This is a genomic window from Paenibacillus sp. 01T424 (genome assembly GCF_056398745.1).
In genome coordinates, this window is sequence record NZ_JBFTPZ010000062.1 from 16,636 (window position 1) to 36,872 (window position 20,237).

Here is a 20,237-nt window from a genome sequence, read left to right on the forward strand (position 1 = left end):
ATGAATAAATCCAATAAGCTTTGGGACACAATCAAGTATTTAAGCCTTCTATTGGCTGCGTTTGCGATTTTGTTCCCGCCTTATATCATCGTCGTCAATGCTTTTAAGACGAAGGATGAATTTCACACGAAATCGACGATCGCTATGCCGGATAGCTTTCTCTATTTTAAAAACTTTGCGCAAGCCTTCAAGCAGGCGGATATGCTCCATGCGTTCGGGAATACGCTGTTCATTATCGCGATCACGCTAATTTTGAACATATTGATCGGATCGGCGTTCTGTTATGCCGTTGGGCGCTTCAATTTCAAATTTAAAGGCCCGTTAGTCGGCTTGTTCCTATTCGCCACGATTATTCCAGCGATTACAACGCAAGTCGTCAACTACAAAACGATTCAGGCGCTTGGCTTAACGAATAATTTGATGGGACCTGTACTAATCTATGTAGGCGCAGATATTTTGCAAATCTACATTTATCTGCAATTCATTAGAAATATTCCTTATGAACTAGATGAAAGCGCGATGATCGAAGGTGCTTCATTGATTCGTATTTTCCGCTCCATCATCTTCCCGCTGCTTGCGCCAGCGACAGCGACAATCATTATTTTGAAAACAATCAGCATCTATAATGACATGTTTATTCCGCTCCTGTATCTGCCTAGGGCCGAACATGTTGTCGTATCAACGTCACTCATGCGCTTCTTCGGAGTCAACAGCGGGGACTGGCAAATGATATCCTCAGCCATTCTTATCATTATGATTCCTACCGCAATTCTTTATGTGTTCTTGCAAAAATATATTTTCGCGGGTGTGACAAGCGGTGCGGTTAAATAAACCGTCCGCTTTCTTTTCATTGCAGATGTACCGATTTTAGCACAAACTAGATGAGGAACACGCGGGGAGGAGCGAGCAGGATTGTTGAACATTATGATCGCGGATGATGAAGAATTCATAAGGCTGGGTCTAGAAAAAATATTAACGAAAATGGATTTGGACATCAAAGTTATCGGCTCCTACAGCAACGGAATGGACGCTTGGGCGCAAATTTCGAAGCTTAGTGAAGGCGAGCTGGATGTGCTGATTACCGATATAAAGATGCCGATGATGGACGGTTTGCGTCTTATTGAGCACTTGCGCGATAAGTCGATTGATACGATTGTGCTCAGTGGATTTAGTGAATTTGAATATGCGCGCAAGGCTCTTCGCTCGGGTGTGCGGGATTATTTGCTCAAGCCGGTGGACAAGGCGAACTTGTACGACATACTGGTTAAGATTGAGCAGGAGCGCAGTGAAAACGGGCAAACATCGGAATCAGCGGTATCTGCTCCAGCTCAAGAGACGATCTCGAAGGAAAAAGAGCATCATGTTATTGAGCAAATGAAAACGATTTTGGAGCAAGAATACGGCAAAAACTTCGAAATGGAGCGTATCGCTGACACCGTCGGCATGAGCGCCAATTATTTGAGCCGTTTATTTAAGCAGGAGACGGGCATGACGCTGACAGACTATTTGATCGATATTCGGATAGAGAAGGCAAAGCAATTTTTGAGCGATCATCCAAATCTGAAAAATTACGAAATATCACAGCTGGTCGGCTATAGTGATCCTGTTTACTTTAACAAGCTTTTTAAGAAAATGGTCGGTGAAACGCCTAAGGATTATAAAGCCAAGCACCACTAGTGTCGATGAACAAAATTGAATATAAGAAGTGCAATATCGCACATTTACAGGAAGGTGGAATGAGCGTAAGATGATGCGGTAGCTTGCCGAATAAGAATGGTTGGACAGCATGCAGAGCTGCAGAAGGATGGAGAGAGAAATGTCAGAGAGGGTTGTAAAAACTCAGCTTGGTGCTGCAAAAGGACTAGCGAGCACATTTGAAAACGCGGCACTAGAGGAAAATGCCAGCCCGTTGAAGTTTTTATTGTCATTATACAAAGGCAACTTTGCCAATCTATTGATTTCATTATTATTTTTGTTCATCAAAAGCGCGCCCATTTATGTGCTGCCAATTGTAACAGCTAATATTATCAACATTGCGACGAATCCAGCAAAATATCCGCTAAGCGGCATTTGGATTAACTTTGTTATTATTTTGATCGTCATCCTGCAGAACATACCAACCCACGCCGCTTACATTTCTTTTTTGAGCCGTGCGGTAAGATATGTAGAAGCGGGACTTCGCAGCGCGCTTGTGCGCAAGCTGCAGCAGTTGTCCATTAATCAACATAGGGAGTTGCCTGCCGGCAAGCTGCAATCAAAGGTGCTGCGCGATGTCGAAGCGGTTGAGATGATGTCAAAGCAGTTCATGATTGCTTTGGCGCCGGCTGTCGTTAACATTATCGTATCGTTTATTATAACGCTGAACAGCAGCTGGATTGTGTCGTTGTTTTTTATACTGACCATTCCAATGTCCATAACGATTGTAACGATTTTCAGGCGTAAAATCCGTAAGTCGAACAAGGAATTCCGCAAAGAAATAGAACAAATGTCCTCTCGCGTGTCAGAGATGGTCGAGATGATTCCGATTACGCGCGCACACGGCTTGGAGAAGGTAGAGATCGCACGTATTGACCAGACGCTGAACAACATTCAAGGCAAAGGGTATCGGCTGGATTTGGTGGAGGCGTATTTTGGCTCAACAAACTGGGTGACGTTTCAAATTTTTCAGGTGCTTTGTTTAATTTTCACGGCATACTTAGCTTACAATGGGCAAATTCAGGTTGGCGACGTCGTTATGTACCAAGGTTTTTTTGCGATGATTTTGGCTTCCGTTACTGGTCTCATTAACATTTATCCGCAAATTGCAAAAGGTCTTGAATCAATTCATTCCATTAAAGAGATTTTGGTATCGACCGATATTGAAAATAATAGCGGCAAAAGAAAAGTTGCCGATGTACGAGGTGAATTTTCTTTCGAGGGTGTAGAGCTTTCATATCCGGGCAGTGAACATCATGTGCTTGAGGATGTTACCCTCGAAGTTGAAGCAGGCGAATGTATTGCATTTGTTGGCACATCCGGCGCAGGCAAATCAACAGTGCTCAATCTAGTTATCGGCTTCCTGCAGCCAACGGGCGGGAAAGTGCTGATGGACGGCATTGATTTGGCAGATATTGATCTGCGCAGTTATCGCAAGCATTTGGCGGTCGTGCCGCAAACGAATATTTTGTTCTCAGGTACGATTCGAGACAATATTACGTATGGCCTTCGTGATATTACCGATGAACAAGTGAATCGTGTTGTTGAGATGGCTAATCTATCCGAATTTATCGGGCAGCTGCCGGACGGCCTCGATACCATGGTTGGCGAACATGGCGGCAAGTTGTCTGGCGGCCAGCGTCAGCGGATTGCGATTGCACGTGCGCTTGTACGCGAGCCGAAAATTATTATTTTGGATGAGGCAACCTCCGCACTGGATAATGAGTCAGAATTTCATGTTCAGAAGGCGATGCAGGAGCTAATTAAAGGCCGCACGACATTTATTGTCGCTCACCGTCTGTCGACGATTCGTGATGCGGATCGTATTGTCGTCATGAAGCATGGACGTATTGTTGAGGTCGGCACTTTCGATGAGCTGATGGCAAGCAAAGGCGAGTTTTATAATTTGAAGCAGCTGCAGCTCTAGAAGAGGCAGGTCTGCTTCTGATATGGCAGTTAAGGCTGATCGGGTGTATTTACCTCGGTCAGCTTTTTTTTTTTGGCTTTACGCTTCCAATCACGAGCGCCGTTTGTATCGTAATGTTCATATTTTTATAGAAGATATGAAAATTGTTTTATGATATGAGAAATAGCAATGCCTTATAATGTGAATATCATATCCATTAAAAGTGATGAGGTGCTTGATTTTATGCGAAAAAAGCTAGTATATACGCCGCCGGCCAACGGTTACCCGGAGTGGAACAATAACCCTGAAATTTATCGGTTGAACCGAATGGATGCGCATGCTTCGTTAATGCCCTTCGATACGATAGAGGAGGCATGGGATGGCGATCATAACAAGTCTTCGAATTATTTGTCGCTGAACGGCCAGTGGAAATTTGCGTTTGCAGCGAATGCCGAATCACGAATCGCCAACTTTTATGAAGCCGATTATGATCATAGCCAGTGGGACAGCATTACGGTTCCCGCGCATTGGCAGCTGCAGGGCTATGATTATCCGCAATATACGAATGTTAGATATCCTTGGGATGGCAACGAGGACATAAAGCCGCCGTTTGCCCCTACTGCATATAATCCAGTTGGTTCATATGCTCGTACTTTTACAGTACCTTCCGAGTGGGATGGTAAGCCTGTATTTATCAGCTTCCAAGGTGTGGAGTCGGCTTTCTACGTATGGCTTAACGGTGAGCTTGTTGGTTTTAGCCAAGATACGTTTACACCCTCTGAGTTCGATCTAACCCCATACCTTGCAATTGGTGAGAATAAGCTGGCCGTAGAGGTTTATCGTTGGAGCGACGCAAGCTGGCTGGAGGATCAGGATTTTTGGCGAATGAGCGGTATTTTCCGAGATGTCTATTTGTACTCCACTCCTGAGGCGCATATCTATGACTATTTTGTACATACAGAGCTTGATGAGCAGTGCCTTGACGCAGAGCTGATTGTTGATGCGAAGCTGCTTAACTATTTTGTAAGGCCAATTGGCAAAATAACGTTGGAGGCAGCGCTATATGATGTGAATCGAGCTGCCGTATTTCCAAGCCCGCTGACGATCCAGACGCAGGTGGAAGGCGAGGATCTTACTTCTGTTCAACTGCGCGCCGCTGTTTCAAATCCGCTCAAATGGAGTGCTGAGCAGCCGAATTTATATACGTTAATACTTAACTTGAAATCAGAGGACGGCACGCTGCTTGAAGCGATAAGCTGCAAGGTCGGTTTCCGCAAGTTTGAGATTAAAGATGGCCTAATGCAAATCAATGGACGCCGGATCATGTTCAAAGGGGTAAATCGTCACGAATTCTCATGCGATTCAGGCCGCGCAATTAATGAAGCGGATATGCGCAAAGATATTGAACTGATGAAGCAATATAATATCAATGCCGTCCGCACTTCACATTATCCGAACAACTCGCTCTGGTACAAACTTTGTGATGAATATGGGCTGTATGTCATTGATGAGACGAATCTGGAAACGCATGGTTCTTGGACTTATGGACAGAAGGAGCTTGGTAGGGCGGTGCCAGGAAGCAGACCGGAATGGACAGGGGCTGTGYTCGATCGCTGCAATTCGATGCTGCAAAGAGACAAAAACCATGCGTCTATCGTCATCTGGTCGCTTGGAAATGAAGCATTTGGCGGAGACAATTTCATAAAAATGCATGATTTTTCACGTGAAGCTGATCCATCGCGCGTCGTTCATTATGAGGGAGCGTTTCACTACCGCGAATCGGATGCTGCTTCTGATATCGAAAGCCATATGTACACGAGCCCTCAGGGCGTTGAACAGTATGCGAGAAGTAATCCGAAAAAACCTTATATTTTATGCGAATACAGTCATGCGATGGGCAATTCCTGCGGGGGCTTGCATGTGTATTGGGAGGTTTTTGAGAAGTATCCTGTGTTGCAGGGCGGATTTATATGGGATTGGATCGATCAAGCCATTCGAGTAACAGACGAGAGCGGCACAGTGAAAATGATGTATGGAGGCGACTTTGGCGAATCGCCGCATGATGGCAATTTCTGCGGCAACGGCCTTATTTTCGCAGATCGTACAGTGTCGCCTAAGCTTCAAGAGGTGAAGAAGGTATACCAAAATGCTAAGTTTGAAGCGATTGATTTGAAAAATGGCACTATTAAGGTGACCAATCGTCATCTATTCAGCGCTTTAAATAGCTTTACTCTTGCTTGGCAAATAGCGATTAACGGTGTTTCTGTGGAAGCAGGCACGGTAGAAGCGGCCGCACAACCAGAGAGTGAGGAAACGTTAACGATTCCTTATACGCTGCCTAAGCTTTCTTCCATTTCGGAAGAGGCTGTATTAACGGTACAGCTCCTGCTGAAGGAGCAAACTCTGTGGGCAGAAGCGGGTCATGAAATCGCGTTTGAGCAATTTGTGCTGCCTGCGCCTATTGAGCCGATTATTGGTCTTGTACCAGCTAAGCCTGCTGTTCGTGTTGAACAGTCGGCAACGGCGCTTCTCGTAAGCGGTGAAAGCTTCACTGCGCAATTTGATCTAGCAAATGGCAGCCTTACTTCCTATGTGTGGAATGGCTCAGAGCGGTTATTGCAAGGATTGACTCCGAACTTCTGGCGTGCCTACACGGATAATGATCGCGGCAATCAGCAGCATATGCGCTGTGCAACATGGCGTGAAGCGGGGACAGAGCGCGTTCTGCAAGCGATGACTTGGGAGCTTGAGGCAAGCAGTGTAACAATTAATGTGCAGTATAGCTTGCCTACTACAACGGAATCCATGTTGTCGTTAATTTACAAAGTAAATGCAGATGGTGAGATCAATGTATACGAGAAGCTGCAGCCTGGGGCGGATTTACCGGAAATTCCGGAAATCGGCATGCTCTTCCAGATGCCAGCATCATTTGATCAAGTAAGCTGGTATGGCAAAGGCCCAGACGAGACGTATTGGGATCGCCAAACGGGAGGCAAGCTTGGGCTTTACGCTGGCAGCGTTCAGGATCAGCTCGTATCGTATATCAGGCCACAGGAATGCGGCAATAAGATGGACGTTCGCCATGCTGCGGTTACGAATGCAAAGGGTGAGGGTATCGTGCTGAAGGGTGCGCCACATTTTGAATTAAATGTACTGCCTTATACGCCATTTGAGCTGGAGGCGCATGATCATATTCATCTGCTGCCACCAAGCAACAAAACGGTTGTACGCGTCAACCATAAGCAAACTGGCGTGGGCGGACATGACAGCTGGGGACAGCTTCCAGAGAAGGAATACATTCTGTTTGCGAACCAAGCATACTCCCATCAGTTTTCAATTAAAGGGGTTTAAAATAAAAAGAGGCTTGTCTTCCGTCTGCTGACGGTCGGCTGGCCTCTGTTTTATTTGATATAGATGCCGCCAAACGGCAGCACTTCGCGAAGAATTCTTTTGATAAAGCCGCCGTTTTGCAGCTGCTCCTCCAGTTCGGCATCGCGGGAGCCTGTTTGGATAAGTACTGGGCCGGTGCCGCGAATTTCCCACTGCACATTCATATGCTGGCTTGCGAGCTTGTTGCCGTAGACGGACAGCTGGATGGAAGCATGCTCTGGATATGCGACGAGTGCTCCAGTCTCAACATACAAAGGACGATCCGGATGGAGCTGAATGGATTTCACATCACCAGCGGTAATAATTCCGAGCAAGCCCGGTCCGGAAAATCGCATTCGCACAAATTCCTTCGTAATCCATGCGTTTTTGAGCTTCTGCACGACAGACTTTAGCTTCATGCCGTCCGAGAAAAAGATAATATGCCTGAAATCAAACAGCAAGTCGCTTTTCTCATCGATGTGCAGCGTTTCGAGCGAGCAGCCTGCAGGCAAGCCGACAATGAATTCGGCCGGTCCAGAAATGAGAGAGCGAATCCAGCGTTTCTTGCGATACATGCCAGCTAAATCCATGAAACGATCCTCGCGATTTTGCGGATCGCCTTGAAAGGCGATGATTGATTTTGGATGCAGAACATGAAGCTTGTCCGCAGTATCAAGGGTGAGATGCACATGGCCAACTTGGGCAGGAACGGTTATTTTCATCCGCTAATGCCTCTGCTGCCTCTGCTGTCTCTACTGCTTGTGCTGCGCTGCTTGCGCCATACGACATAACGCCAAACTCTCAGGGATACGATATAAGCAACAAAAACAGCTGCGATTATAATGACAGTATTAATAAGCTTGCTGATAAACGATTGTTTGTCCTGCTTCATGCGATCCATCTCGGCTTGCAGCTCGGCATTTTGCGCGATAAGCTGATTGTTTTGTTCAAGCAGCTCCTGTTGCTTCATTGCATACGCTGCCGCAGCCTTTGCGGATTCCTCAAGCTGCTGCTGCTGCTTAGCGAGTGCTTCTGTGGCTTCAATATACTGCTGCTGGAGCTCGCTTATTTTCTCAGGTGTATTGTAAATGTCTTTGATTCGATCAATTAAACCTGCGTGGACAGTTGATTGTGGAATGATGATGAGAATAAAGGATAAGAAGCTTGTAATGACAAGTGCTTTCCATAATGATTGCCGCATCATATTCTCCCTTCAGTTTTCGACATAAGAGGGGCTAATGCTTACATTTTACAGCCTTTCTCGACAATAGTCACTCCTGTCCTGTATTTGGATGGAAAAAATGATTCGGCTTCGTTAAAAATCAATCTCAACATAAAAAAAAGAATAGCAGCGAAATGGCTGCTATCCTTTGATCAGTTCCTATTTTCTAACGTACAAGCGGCTTGTTTCTTCCCAAATGCCGCCTGGCTCAAGTGAGACAAGCCCGATTTGCTCAGCTGGCAAGTTCACATTTGGCGCATTGACGAGATTCAGTTGCGGTTCCGGACAGAAGAAGCCTGGCGTAGCGTTGTTGTTCCAAATCATCCACTGCTTGTAAGCTGTTCCAATATCATAGACTAGCGTTACGCCATTGCGTGTATCGGTCAGCTCCATCGCGTTGCGGCCATTTTGCGGCTCGGTTGTGTAGTGATTATCCATCGGCTCCCAGAATGGGGAGATACCTGTTGTTTTCATGGCTTCCTCGTCTGCAACTAGCGTCTGGTAATTGCCTGTTGGCAGCATCCGCTCGTTAAGCTCCCAGCGTTTGCCGGTTGTTAGCGTGAAGCGGTAATCATCTGCTGTACTATTCGCTGCGAACGGTGCATTGATCGTTGTATGGAAAGCGATCAGGCAAGGCATAACGTCCGTTCCTTCATTATGTACCGATACATGCTGCAGTAGACCCGTATCATTCAAAGCATAACGAAGCTTAATCGTGAAGCGATGCGGCAAATACGTGTAGATCGGGTGGCTTTCATCGATTGAAATTTTGAGCGATACGTAGCTTTCCGTTTTGTTTGTGCCAAAATCCTCGACACTCCAAGCTGCTGTATGGAAAAATCCGTGCAAATGGTTGCCCGTTTTTGCTTCGTTAACTGGAAAGTTATACGTTCTGCCGTTCCATGTAAAAGTACCATCTTCATAACGGTTTGGGGGGAACAGAACCGGGATGCCGTGAATGCCCGGATTCTCTCTGAAGCTATCCATTTCCTCTAGGGATGGTTCACGAAGGAAGGTATAATTGTTTGCTTTATCGCGAAACGCAATAAGATTGGCACCAACTGCTGGCAATACAGCTGCTTCATAAGTGCCCCATTGCAGCCATACAGCTTGCTCATCATGAAATAATTTTTCAAATGCTTGTCCTTGCGTAGACATGGTAGTCCTCCTAAAAGTGATTAATAATTGACTTCATTTGTGCAAAAAATATAATAATATTCAACTTTAGAATAGCAGGACAGTAGACAACAAACAACCGCCCTATTCCGATAATAGCGGAAAATGGGGCGGTTGTATGTACAACTATTTTGTTATCCGATATTCTTTGCTTGAAGCACGCTGTGAAAACAGCTGTTGGATGACGAATTGCTTGCGGCGATTTACGGTTACTTGCTTAGAGTCTGTTATTTCGGAGTCAAAATAAATCGTACCAGCATCAATCGTCTTGATTTTTCCGATATTGATGTAGCAATTAGAGCTGACTTGATAGAAGCTGCGTTCGTTAGTCAACTGGCTGATCTGTTCGGCAGTCATTCGTCTCTTTATATTATAGTTTCTGCCATGGAAGCTTACGAGTCCTTGCATACCGAGCTTGAAATAGAGCACGTCTGTCTCCAACTCGAAATCCTCATACACATTCCGTTCGCTCATTACAACATTCATCATCTCAATTCCCCCTTTAGAAATGTGAATCGCTGAATTTGTTAGCGCTTACATTGTAACATGTCACAATAGTATTTGTGAAGTCTTTTATAAAAAAAAGACATTGTTTGATGAAGCCGCTTATGCTATGGTCACTGTAAAGCCAAAAAGTCAGAGAGGTAGGATAAAAAATGAGCAATTTAAAGGAGCAACCGACACCCATAAACATCCTTTATATCGGGTCATATGGAACAGCGGAGGAATCGACGATTCATGTGTGTACGTTTGACGAAACGACAGGTGAGCTAGCGATATTGCAGCGTCTTAGCGGGCTCGAAAACGCTTCTTATTTGACTTTAAATCCAAGTGGCGGCAGCTTATATGCGGCTAGTGAAACTGAAGTAACCGGAGATGCCAGAGGCGGCTCAGTCGCTTCGTTTGAGATTGATAAAGCAACGGGCTTGCTGAAATCTACAGGCAACCGCTTGCTTACATATGGCGCTCATCCTTGCTACATTAGCACGGACAAAGCGGGGCAGGTGCTCTTAGCTGCCAATTATACAGGCGGAAACGTTGCATTATTGCCGATTAAGGCGGATGGCGGGCTGGAGGAGGCAACATCTGTTCAGCAAAATTCCGGCGAGCTCGGTCCAAATGCAGCAAGGCAGGATGCACCGCATGCTCATTGCATCATTCCGTTTGGTTCTTCTTATGTATGTGCAGTCGATTTGGGCATCGATGCGATCGTTATTTATCGCTTTGATGAGGAACGGCGCTCGCTTATTCCTCATGGGATTAGCAAGGTTCATCGTGGTGCTGGTCCACGTCATTTAATATTCCATCCTCATTTAGAAACAGGCTACGTGATGAATGAACTGGATTCGACGATTACACAATTTGATGTGGATTCGGAACTTGGCACATTAACAGCAAACCAGGTGATATCAGCACTGCCAGCTGACTACAATGGATATAACGATTCAGCGGATATACATTTAGGTGTTTCGGGACGTTATTTGTACAGCTCTAACCGTGGTCATAACAGTATTGCTGTATTTGCAGTAGATCAAGGAAATGGACAGCTCTCGCTTATTCAGCATATCGATTGCGGCGGAGAGTCGCCGCGAAATTTTGTCCTTACGCCAAGCGGCGATCATTTGCTCGTTGCTCATCAGAAGACTGGCAATATTACTGTATTTTCAGTAGATGCGGAAAGCGGGCTGCTGTCCAAGCTGGATTCGGAGCTTGAGCTGCCTAGTCCTGTTTGCATGAAGTTTGCAATAGCTTAGTTCATGCTTGCTGYACGTTTCGTTGAGGGTTACGAGTGTTTTTCGTTAAGAAAGGCAGGTCCTACTAAACATGTCTGCACAGCAAGAAACGAGAAAAATCAATAAAGAAGCGCTAAAATCTGCTACTGTATACTCGATACTCATTTGTATCAGCTCCGTTCATCTCATGAATGATATGATGCAATCGGTTGTATCCGCGCTGTTTCCCGTATTGGAACAATCTCTACGCTTAAGCTTGGCACAAATCGGCTGGATTGCTTTTACGCTCAATATGACTTCATCCGTTATGCAGCCTGTTGTCGGCTTGATCTCGGATAAGAGGCCGGCGCCTTGGATGCTTCCTGTCGGGATGTGTGCAAGCATGCTCGGGATGGTTGGCTTAGCCTTCGCACCGAACTTCTACTTAGTGCTGCTCGCGGTTGTGTTTGTGGGGCTTGGCTCAGCCGTGTTCCATCCAGAGGGCTCGCGGGTTGTTCATTTGGCCGCAGGCAATCGCAGAGCTTTCTCCCAGTCGATTTATCAGGTTGGCGGTAATTTTGGTCAAATGCTCGGTCCGTTGATGACGATGCTGATCTTCCTGCCGTTTGGACAGAAGGGCGCTATATGGGGGACATTGCTTGCTGCTACAGCCATTATTATTTTGACGAAAGTCGTTCCTTGGTATAAGACGCAGTTAGCTGTACATGATGGCAAAATGCAGCGCAAAGCGGCAGGCAGCGCGAAGCCCGCTCTGGCACCCAAGGTTGTTGCGTTTGCACTTGCTATCTTGTTCGTGATCGTATTTGCACGATCCTGGTATGCGGCAGCGATCGGCAACTTTTATCAGTTTTATGTGGTGGAAGCCTATCATCTGACGATTAAGCAAGCACAGATTCCATTATTTTTATTTATGGCAGCCGGTGTTGCCGGCACCTTTCTTGGCGGTATATTGGCGGATCGGATCGGACGCAAAAAAATGATGCTGATTTCCATTCTAGGCGCAGCACCATTCGCTCTCGTTCTGCCGCATCTGCCTCTAGCCTGGGTATATCCAGTAATCGTAGTGCTTGGTTTTGTATTGCAATCCGGATTCTCGGTAAGCGTCGTGTATGCGCAGGAGCTAATGCCCAGCAAGGTAGGGACGGCTTCGGGGCTTATAACGGGTCTTGCTTTTGGAATGGGTGGACTTGGTGCGGTAGTTCTCGGATATTTGGCGGACGCCCGTTCACTCAGCTTTGTTATGGTCGCTTGCAGCGTGTTACCGCTAATGGGCTTGCTGGCGCTTATGCTGCCAAAGGATAGGAAAGAATCGGTGTAACTCGAATAGGAATGACAGAAAAGTCGCTTTAAGGATATTTCCTTAAGGCGACTTTTTTTGTTGGAAAAAGTATTTGATAAAAACCAAACATAATTATATAATGTTTATAAAATAAGTAGACGTTATTGAGAGGTGTTTGGATAAATGGTTGCTGAAGAACGTTTTTGGTCGGCATCGGTAGAAGAACTGAAGCAGGGTTATGTATATGAGGAAGCCGAAGGATTTTATTATTGCCTTATTTGCGGAGAACGCTTTGAGGATGGAGAGATTTTTCGGGATGAGCAGTCTGGACGCTGGTATGAGGCGCGTAAATATGCAGCCTATCATGTCCAGCAGGAGCATGGCTCCATGCTTGATTATTTACTTGAGCTGGATAAGCGGCAGACAGGTCTGACCGACTTACAGAAGGAGCTTATTCAAGGTTTTGCCGATCAGCTGACTGACAACGAGATGATGAGCCGTACTGGAATAGGCAGCGCTTCGACCATTCGGAATCATCGTTTCGTACTGAAGGAAAAGGCCAAGCAAGCAAGGCTTCTGCTCGCAATTATTGAAATGATGGACCATGGCAACACTGCGGCTCCGCGATTCGTGCCTGTACATCGGACGGCTACACAAATAGATGAACGCTATGCGATTACAGAGGATGAATACACAGATCTTTTGAAGCAATATTTTCCGGATGGTCCTGAAGGTCCGCTCGCCTCATTTCCGCGCAAGGAGAAACGTAAAGTAGCAGTGCTGCGTCATATCGCCTCTTATTTCAAAAGCGGAGTCCACTATACAGAGAAAGAAGTGAATGAGCGGTTAATTTCTTTTTGGGAAGAGGATTATGCAACACTGCGCCGCTATCTGATCGATTATGGCTACTTGGATCGTAAAGATGATGGCAAAGTGTATTGGGTGAAGGGTTCAGGAATCAAGAAAAATGAGCTTGAACAGAGTGGGTCGACCGAGCAGGTTGAGCAAATGACAGCCCCAAAGAAATCTGCTAAAGGCAAGCAAGGAAAAACGGATAAACAGAAAGCTCAGGCCAAAGTGCAGGAGCAAGAGGAAGAACGAAAGGGTGATCCAAAAATGGATAAGGCAAAGAGGAAGCAGCTGACAGCTGAGTACCAAGAGCGTGAGCGGCAGATGGGTGTTTTTCAGATCAAAAATAATGTGAATGGAAAAATTTATTTAGGAAGCTCCACTAATTTAGATGCCCTTTGGGGAAAAGAGCAGTTTGTACTGAATATGAATGGTCATGCGAACAAGGAGCTGCAGAAGGAATGGAAGCAATTTGGCGGCGAAAACTTTTCTTTTCTCGTTCTAGAGACCGTTAAATTGGAACAAAAGATTCGTTATGATTATAAAGACGTATTGGACCCGGAAGGCCGTCAACCCGTTGACATGGTGCGACAATACAACAGAGAAGTCAACGATTTAAAGGAGATATGGGCCCAAAAGCTGCAGCCTTATGGTGAAAAGGGTTATCATGGCCCAGCCGAGAAGGTGGAGAAATAAATCATTTTTTGGTTGAGGGAGAGTGCTGATTGAAATGTCTGCTAAAGAAGTAACAGGAGCGGGAGAAAGTTTGCTTCGAAACAAGTTTTTTCAAACGATTATATTTTCAAACGTATTGCTTCAAATTGGAATTTGGGTAAGGAACTTCGCTATTCTGATGTATGTGACAGACAAGACGAACGAGGACCCGTTTGCGATTAGTTTGATGGGCTTCGTGGAATTTTTACCGATTTTCGTATTCTCGTTCATCGGAGGAACGTTTGCAGATCGCTGGAAGCCGCGGCTCACGATGATTTGGTGTGACTTTTTATCAGCGTTATCTGTGTTTGTTGTACTGATTACATTGCTTTACGGTTCGTGGCATATGGTGTATTTTGCAACGTTTGTATCGGCAATCCTATCACAATTTTCACAGCCCTCTGCTATGAAGCTGTTTAAGCAGCATATTCCAGCAGAGCAATTGCAATCAGCGATGGCGATGTTCCAATCGCTTATGGCGATATTCATGGTGCTTGGTCCGTCACTTGGTGTCATATCGTACCAAAAGTTCGGCATCGAAGTTTCCATTGGAGTAATGGGTGTAGCGTTCTTGCTCTCCGCTGTCGTTTTGTTCAGAATTCCGCGTGATCGTGAAGTGGAGAAAACAGACGCTGCATTGGAGAGGCATTTCTGGAAAGAGTTCAAGGATGGATTCAAGTATGTATGGCGCAGTCCAGTCTTGAAAGCCCTTGGAGGTACGTTTGCATTAGCGGGCACGGCGGTAGGAATTGCGCAGACGCTTGGCTTGTTCATCGTGCTTGAACGTCTGGGTCAGCCTAAGGAGTTTTTGCAATATATTCTGATGGTTAACGGGATAGCGATGCTGGTTGGCGGCGGGGCTGTCATGGTTATAGCCAAAAAAGTAGCTCCGCAAAAGCTGCTCGCAATTGGCCTATTGATGAGCTCGCTTTGTATGATTGGTGTAGGCTTATCAACAAGCATACCGATTACATTAGTGCTGCAATTTATTAGCGGTTTAGGTTTCCCGATGATTCAAATCGGTATTAGCACAATGATTTTGCAATATTCGGAGGAGTCCTATACGGGACGGGTCAATGGCGTGCTTACCCCGATGTTTATGGGAATGATGGTTATTATGACACTTGTTGCCGGACAGCTCAAAACGGTGTTTCCGCTCGTCGGCATTTATTGCGTCGCGGGATCGATTATGTTCTTGGGTATGCTGCTCCTTGTTCCGTTGTTCAAGCATAAACCGCTTGTTGTTCAGTCTAGTTCTTAGTTGGAGAGAAAGTATAGTCATAATGAATAGGGATACAGAGCATGGATGGGGAATAAACCTCAATGCTCTGTATTTTTTTGTTAAAGCAAAAATGTGCGTGCGCAAAATAGATTTCGGAAAACACTAAATCTATTTTCGTTGTTGATCGGTAAGTTGATTGTTAATCTATAAAAGATGATGTGAATTTCAAAGTGTTAAATGTATCTTTAAAACTTGGAGGGAGAGGTCTGTATATGAAGGTGGATCGATTATTGCTCATATTTGGGATTCCACTAGCAGTCATCTTTGGAGGCGGCGGCTTAATTAATACGGACAATCCTGATTACTATATGTATATCGGGTTATTAGGATCGGTTTTCGTTATTGTATCTTTTATTATGAAATATTATAAAAAGAATCAAAAGCAGCAGAATATAATAAAATCAAAAAACATTAACGATAGAAGTGATTAAACCTATATATTGACAGATTCTCCGGTGTGAAGTAACATTTGCTGTAGTTGATATGTAGGATAGCGAAGCACGCTTATTCCCTCGATAGAGGGAGGGGCGTGCTTTTTTGCGTTGCTTCAGCAGTGTTTCTTGGGAGAGTGGCCTGCTGATGGGGGGAAGGAATGTTGTCGAAATACGGGAAACTTTGGAGGGAAAGGGGATAAGAAAAGAAGGGAAAAGAGACGGGCAAGAAGAATGATTATGATGTTGCTGTAAAAAAATGTGTTAAAAATGTTTTTTAGTTCACTGGTGAATTTTTATCATCCTAATAAATGGAGTGGTTAAATATGCGGAAAATAGGACAAATCATGCTCGCAATTACGTTATTGGTGACGATTCTTATAAATACGAAGATAGCTGCGGCAGCAGTTGCCTTTACAGATACAAAAACGCATTGGGCAAAGGATGAAATTGCGACGGCTGTTAATCAAGGATGGATTAATGGTTATGATGCAATAACATTTAAGCCAAATGCGAACATGACGCGCGCAGAATTTTTGAAATCGATTGTGGCGGCGATGAAGGTGAAAGTGGAAGATACAGATACGCCTTTTGTTGATGATACGGGTTGGTTCCGCTCGTACATTGCAACAGGATTGAAGCAATCCATTATTAAGGTTGGGGACTATCCAGAAAATACATTTGAACCAAATCGTATGATTACGCGAGAAGAGATCGCGCGTATGACGATCCGTGCGCTAGGTAAAGATGCCGAAGGCGTAAAGTCGGGTTATTTGGCTGTGGCAAAGAAACTGGAAATTATGAAGGGTTATCCCGATGGTTCGATGGGCGGGGAGAAGAATGCAACTCGTGCTGAGGCAGTGGTGATGATTCTGAATACGTTGATGGCGAAGAATCCTCCAGCGCCAGTTACGTCATATCCCAAGACAAAAGAACAACTTAATACAATGATTAAGTCATTATCAGGTTTTAAAGGGAATACGACTTTTGGTCATAATGGAATTGTATTGATTAACTCAAAAGGATCAGATGAGTATTTTGATAATACACTAGCCATTGAATACGTAAGTGAATTAAAAAAAACATCAATTATTATTTCAGAATCTACGTCTGAAAACCAAAGCATTGTTAAAGAATTATTAAAATATTATTATCCAAAATCTTTTGAAAAGGCCTATGCGAGCTATATCAAAGTTAATGGTTTAGAATCTACTAATTCAAATAGTGTGTTCGAGTCTAAATACGATAATCGCACTTTTAAAGTTTATAAGGGGAATGATAACAAAACAGTAATGATCCGGATTGGAGAATGATGTACTTGTACAAGAAACTACGAAAAAATATAATATTGACTTTGATAATTTTACTATTAGTAACGTCTTTCCCATTTAATGTTGAAGCAGCAGGTAGCCAAGATTGCCCTCTACCATCATCTTATGATTCAGAGGCGTTAATTCTAATTGAGCAGAACAACCTTCCTACTTCTATAGAATCTGGAAAGGGAAAAAAAGCATTAAACGGAAACTTTCTTTCAAATAAGTGCGGTATGGGTGGGAAGTTGGTTGTATACGGATCTCCCCTTCACATCTCTACAGCAGAGGGAAATACGTTTGATCAAGGACAATGGCGTTACCTTGGTTGGGATATTAACGGAAATCTTTATCGTAACTGGTTATTTCGTAGTGATTCAAGAGCTACCTTAAATGTAGCTAAAAATTGGGTGAAAACACCTTGGAATACATCAGTAGGAGAAAGTAAGCAAATTACCCCAACTCCATTATTAACATCCCATCCTGATGCGAAAAAATGGTTGGAGGCTATTGTAGACCCATATAAAGAATCTCCGACATTTGTTCAGAGTTATAATAAACGAACAAATAAAGGATGGACGGGAGATACGCTTAAAGACTATGTGATTATCCAGCAAGTACCAACAGACTACACTCCTGGGATTGTTCAAATGTGGAATATTTGGCAACCTGACGGATCTTGGTGGTACGAGATGTTTTATATACCACCATTAAACAAGTTAGAGGTTAAGAAACAGCCTGACCTCATTATCAGTGAGTTGATTAGTCCAACTGACGCGTGGGTAGGCGATTCGGTACCAATAAAGATTACAACAAAAAATCAAGGTAAAGAAACTAGCGGCGCTTTTACGGTAGGTATTGTTGGCACAACAATTAAATCAGAACTCATTTCAAACATACCTCCCGGACAAATCAAAACAGTGACCGTCAATGTATCCTCAGCATCAAGCGGAATTAAGAGCTTCACAGCGAAGACTGATTTTGGTGAAGCCGTCATCGAATCAAACGAAAATAACAACACCAAAGATTTTAAAATTGCATTCAACAAAAAGAACGAACCCACTACTCCAATAGCTATCATCTCTCATAAAGAGGGAGACCATCGAACAACCCCCGAAATAACCATGAAGCCGGCAACAGAGCCGATGCTTGATGACAAACTCTCCTATTCACCAGGCAAGGAATCAATCACCATTCGAGAATGGAAATATAAAAACCCAACAGGTAAAACGATTGCGACAAAACCAACAGCAAAAGATTTTGCTGCTGAAGGGAAATACATAATTGAGCTGCGTGTCACCAATAGCGCAAAAAAAGTTTCGGAATGGGCGCAGCTGATAATAAACGTGGCAAATAAAGCAACGCCTAACCCAAGCGCAAGCCCTACGCTAACTCCTGAGCCAACACCTACACCTAAACCTGATTTAAAAGCGGATATAGAATTTGATCCCCCTAGTATCATTGCAGGGGAAAAGTCCTCGCTTATAAATCGGTCAAAAGGATTGAACGGCTACACATGGACATTCACGGAAAACTTGAGCGCAGTACTACCAAATAATACAGACTTTGAGTTTTTGTACAAGACGTATTCAAATCCTGGGTTTTATACGGCTGAAATTATCGTAACTGATGAATTTGGTGGATCGCAAAAAGATACTGCATTGCTTCGGGTTGTCGATCCCAAACCAGTAGCTATCGTGTCGGGAATAACACGTGTTATACAAGGAAGACCGTTAGAGCGGCCTTACAATCTTTTAAACTCGTATACACCATTAGAGGATAGAGGCGAAAAAATAGATTTTAGCAAGTCGGAGATGCGCTATAAAAAAGTGGGTGATGCAGCGTATACAAATGGCTGGTTCACCATAACGCCTGCTAATTTAGGCGAATATAGTATTGAAGGAAAGGTTTATGACACGACTGGAAGAGCTAGTGATTGGGATGATTTGATTATGGAGGTTATACCTGATCAACCACCTACAGTCGAAGTGATAGCGCCTGAAGAATCATATCGAGGTAACGGATTTATGCTTTATATCGATGCTGAGAGTCCTGACGGCGATATTCTAAATCATCTTTTTCTCGAAGAGCGATATGACCAAGATGGTGATGGAAACTATGAGGAAGAAGCGTGGAAAGCCTTATATGATGGAGTTTTTAAAACAACACATTCGCTCAATTACTCCAAAGTAGGGAAGAGGCAATATCGTGCTACCGTGACAGAAGACTATGGGTTAAAAGGTAGTTCGGGCATTGCTACTACTGATATTCTGAACTACGCGCCGTCTGCTAACTTCAACGTGTTTGGAACTACCCAGCAGCCAGGACAGGGAGAAGACAGCGGCCCACCAGTTACGAACTACTCAACACAATCGATTTTCCGTTCTTGGACGGCTAAGACGCCATACAAAGGTGGAAATGCCCAAAAAGCGGCATGGAAAGCGGATGCTACTACACTATCGACAAAAAATGGAGTATACGCAAACTTTTCTGTTGGATACCCGAACTCAGGAAATGGAGCGAACTCACGAACCAAATATCAGCTTGCTGCAGATATTGTTGCTAAACCCACTTGGAGTGTGCCAGTTACAGAAATATTATTCAACAAGGTTTTCGGTGGAAACCGACTATATTCTTATAATCAAAATTATAGCTTGCCTAACTATCCCTATACATTTTATGAACGAAATTCAATTACAGGTGAGCTTTTGAGGACGGTTAATTTTGATACCCCAGGTGGCTTCACGCTTATGGAAATTGGCGGAGATGAAACATTTTACTTTAAAGATAGTAGACAAAATGCAGCCAACCCGTATTTAGCGGTCATTGCGAGGTACGATAAAAATGGTGTATATCTTGATTCAATTAATTTGCAATCTAGTTTAACATCACCTAGCGGACTAGGCAGCGGAATTGGACCGGCTCTCGTGCAAATATCAAATGATGGCGAATATATGTATGTGGCTAGTAAATTCTCGTATGATGTGCCAGAACAATATAATTATAATTACAATAATCAATTGCGAATTTTCAAATACTCCTTAAAAACGAAAAGCTTAGTGTGGGAAGCGCCAGGAGAGAACTTGGATCGTGGATTTATTACAAACATCAACTTGACCGAAGATGATAACGGAGATGCGTACTTTACGTATAACTTTGAAGATCGCTATTCTTCTGGATTAGGAGGAGTGAGAGGTCTCGTTGTACAAGTGAAAAAAAATGGTGTAGCTCGTACCGTTACTGTAGGGGGTGCAATTGGACTATCTGCGGC

Annotated in this window: 15 protein-coding genes; 11 read left to right on the forward strand and 4 right to left on the reverse strand. The window is 44.2% G+C overall.

Annotated features, from left to right (window positions below; all coding sequences use genetic code 11):
• From AC1DPK_RS30895 to lacZ, 4 genes are all read left to right on the forward strand, one after another.
• On the forward strand, positions 1-831 hold the full coding sequence (locus tag AC1DPK_RS30895; protein ID WP_076268980.1) for a carbohydrate ABC transporter permease: 831 nt from the start codon (positions 1-3) through the stop codon (positions 829-831).
• Positions 832-912: 81 nt separating this feature from the next.
• Positions 913-1,677, forward strand: coding sequence for a response regulator transcription factor (locus AC1DPK_RS30900; protein ID WP_076268979.1), 765 nt, complete (start codon positions 913-915; stop codon positions 1,675-1,677).
• A 139-nt stretch (positions 1,678-1,816) separates the two neighbouring features.
• On the forward strand, positions 1,817-3,622 hold the full coding sequence (locus tag AC1DPK_RS30905; protein WP_477512644.1) for an ABC transporter ATP-binding protein: 1,806 nt from the start codon (positions 1,817-1,819) through the stop codon (positions 3,620-3,622).
• 222 nt (positions 3,623-3,844) lie between these two features.
• Positions 3,845-6,952, forward strand: coding sequence for a beta-galactosidase, LacZ type (gene lacZ, locus AC1DPK_RS30910; protein ID WP_477512645.1), 3,108 nt, complete (start codon positions 3,845-3,847; stop codon positions 6,950-6,952).
• 50 nt (positions 6,953-7,002) lie between these two features.
• Here the strand turns inward: lacZ and AC1DPK_RS30915 are convergent, their stop codons facing one another.
• The 4 genes from AC1DPK_RS30915 to AC1DPK_RS30930 form a co-directional block, all read right to left on the reverse strand.
• Positions 7,003-7,692: an AIM24 family protein gene (locus AC1DPK_RS30915; RefSeq protein ID WP_076268977.1), complete on the reverse strand. Its 690-nt coding sequence runs from the start codon at positions 7,690-7,692 to the stop codon at positions 7,003-7,005.
• A complete protein-coding gene (locus AC1DPK_RS30920) occupies positions 7,689-8,174 on the reverse strand; it encodes a hypothetical protein (protein ID WP_477512646.1) in 486 nt (161 codons plus the stop codon). Before AC1DPK_RS30920 ends, AC1DPK_RS30915 begins: the two co-directional genes overlap by 4 nt.
• A gap of 177 nt (positions 8,175-8,351) precedes the next feature.
• Positions 8,352-9,350, reverse strand: coding sequence for an aldose epimerase family protein (locus AC1DPK_RS30925; RefSeq protein ID WP_477512647.1), 999 nt, complete (start codon positions 9,348-9,350; stop codon positions 8,352-8,354).
• A gap of 144 nt (positions 9,351-9,494) precedes the next feature.
• Positions 9,495-9,857: a LytTR family transcriptional regulator DNA-binding domain-containing protein gene (locus AC1DPK_RS30930; protein ID WP_076268974.1), complete on the reverse strand. Its 363-nt coding sequence runs from the start codon at positions 9,855-9,857 to the stop codon at positions 9,495-9,497.
• 167 nt (positions 9,858-10,024) lie between these two features.
• On the opposite strand from AC1DPK_RS30930, the gene AC1DPK_RS30935 reads away from it, so the two are divergent.
• From AC1DPK_RS30935 to AC1DPK_RS30965, 7 genes are all read left to right on the forward strand, one after another.
• Positions 10,025-11,122: a lactonase family protein gene (locus tag AC1DPK_RS30935; RefSeq protein WP_477512648.1), complete on the forward strand. Its 1,098-nt coding sequence runs from the start codon at positions 10,025-10,027 to the stop codon at positions 11,120-11,122.
• A gap of 70 nt (positions 11,123-11,192) precedes the next feature.
• Positions 11,193-12,419, forward strand: coding sequence for an MFS transporter (locus tag AC1DPK_RS30940; protein ID WP_441886475.1), 1,227 nt, complete (start codon positions 11,193-11,195; stop codon positions 12,417-12,419).
• A gap of 144 nt (positions 12,420-12,563) precedes the next feature.
• On the forward strand, positions 12,564-13,925 hold the full coding sequence (locus AC1DPK_RS30945) for a DUF2087 domain-containing protein (RefSeq protein WP_441886478.1): 1,362 nt from the start codon (positions 12,564-12,566) through the stop codon (positions 13,923-13,925).
• Positions 13,926-13,959: 34 nt separating this feature from the next.
• Entirely contained in the window at positions 13,960-15,204 is a 1,245-nt protein-coding gene (locus tag AC1DPK_RS30950) for an MFS transporter (protein ID WP_441886481.1), read from the forward strand.
• 233 nt (positions 15,205-15,437) lie between these two features.
• A complete protein-coding gene (locus AC1DPK_RS30955; RefSeq protein ID WP_477512649.1) occupies positions 15,438-15,656 on the forward strand; it encodes a hypothetical protein in 219 nt (72 codons plus the stop codon).
• A gap of 326 nt (positions 15,657-15,982) precedes the next feature.
• The gene (locus tag AC1DPK_RS30960; protein WP_477512650.1) at positions 15,983-16,969 is read left to right on the forward strand and encodes an S-layer homology domain-containing protein; all 987 of its coding nucleotides are present in this window, start codon (positions 15,983-15,985) and stop codon (positions 16,967-16,969) included.
• A gap of 5 nt (positions 16,970-16,974) precedes the next feature.
• On the forward strand, positions 16,975-20,237 hold a 3,263-nt coding region (locus AC1DPK_RS30965; protein ID WP_477512651.1), incomplete at its 3' end, for an Athe_2463 domain-containing protein.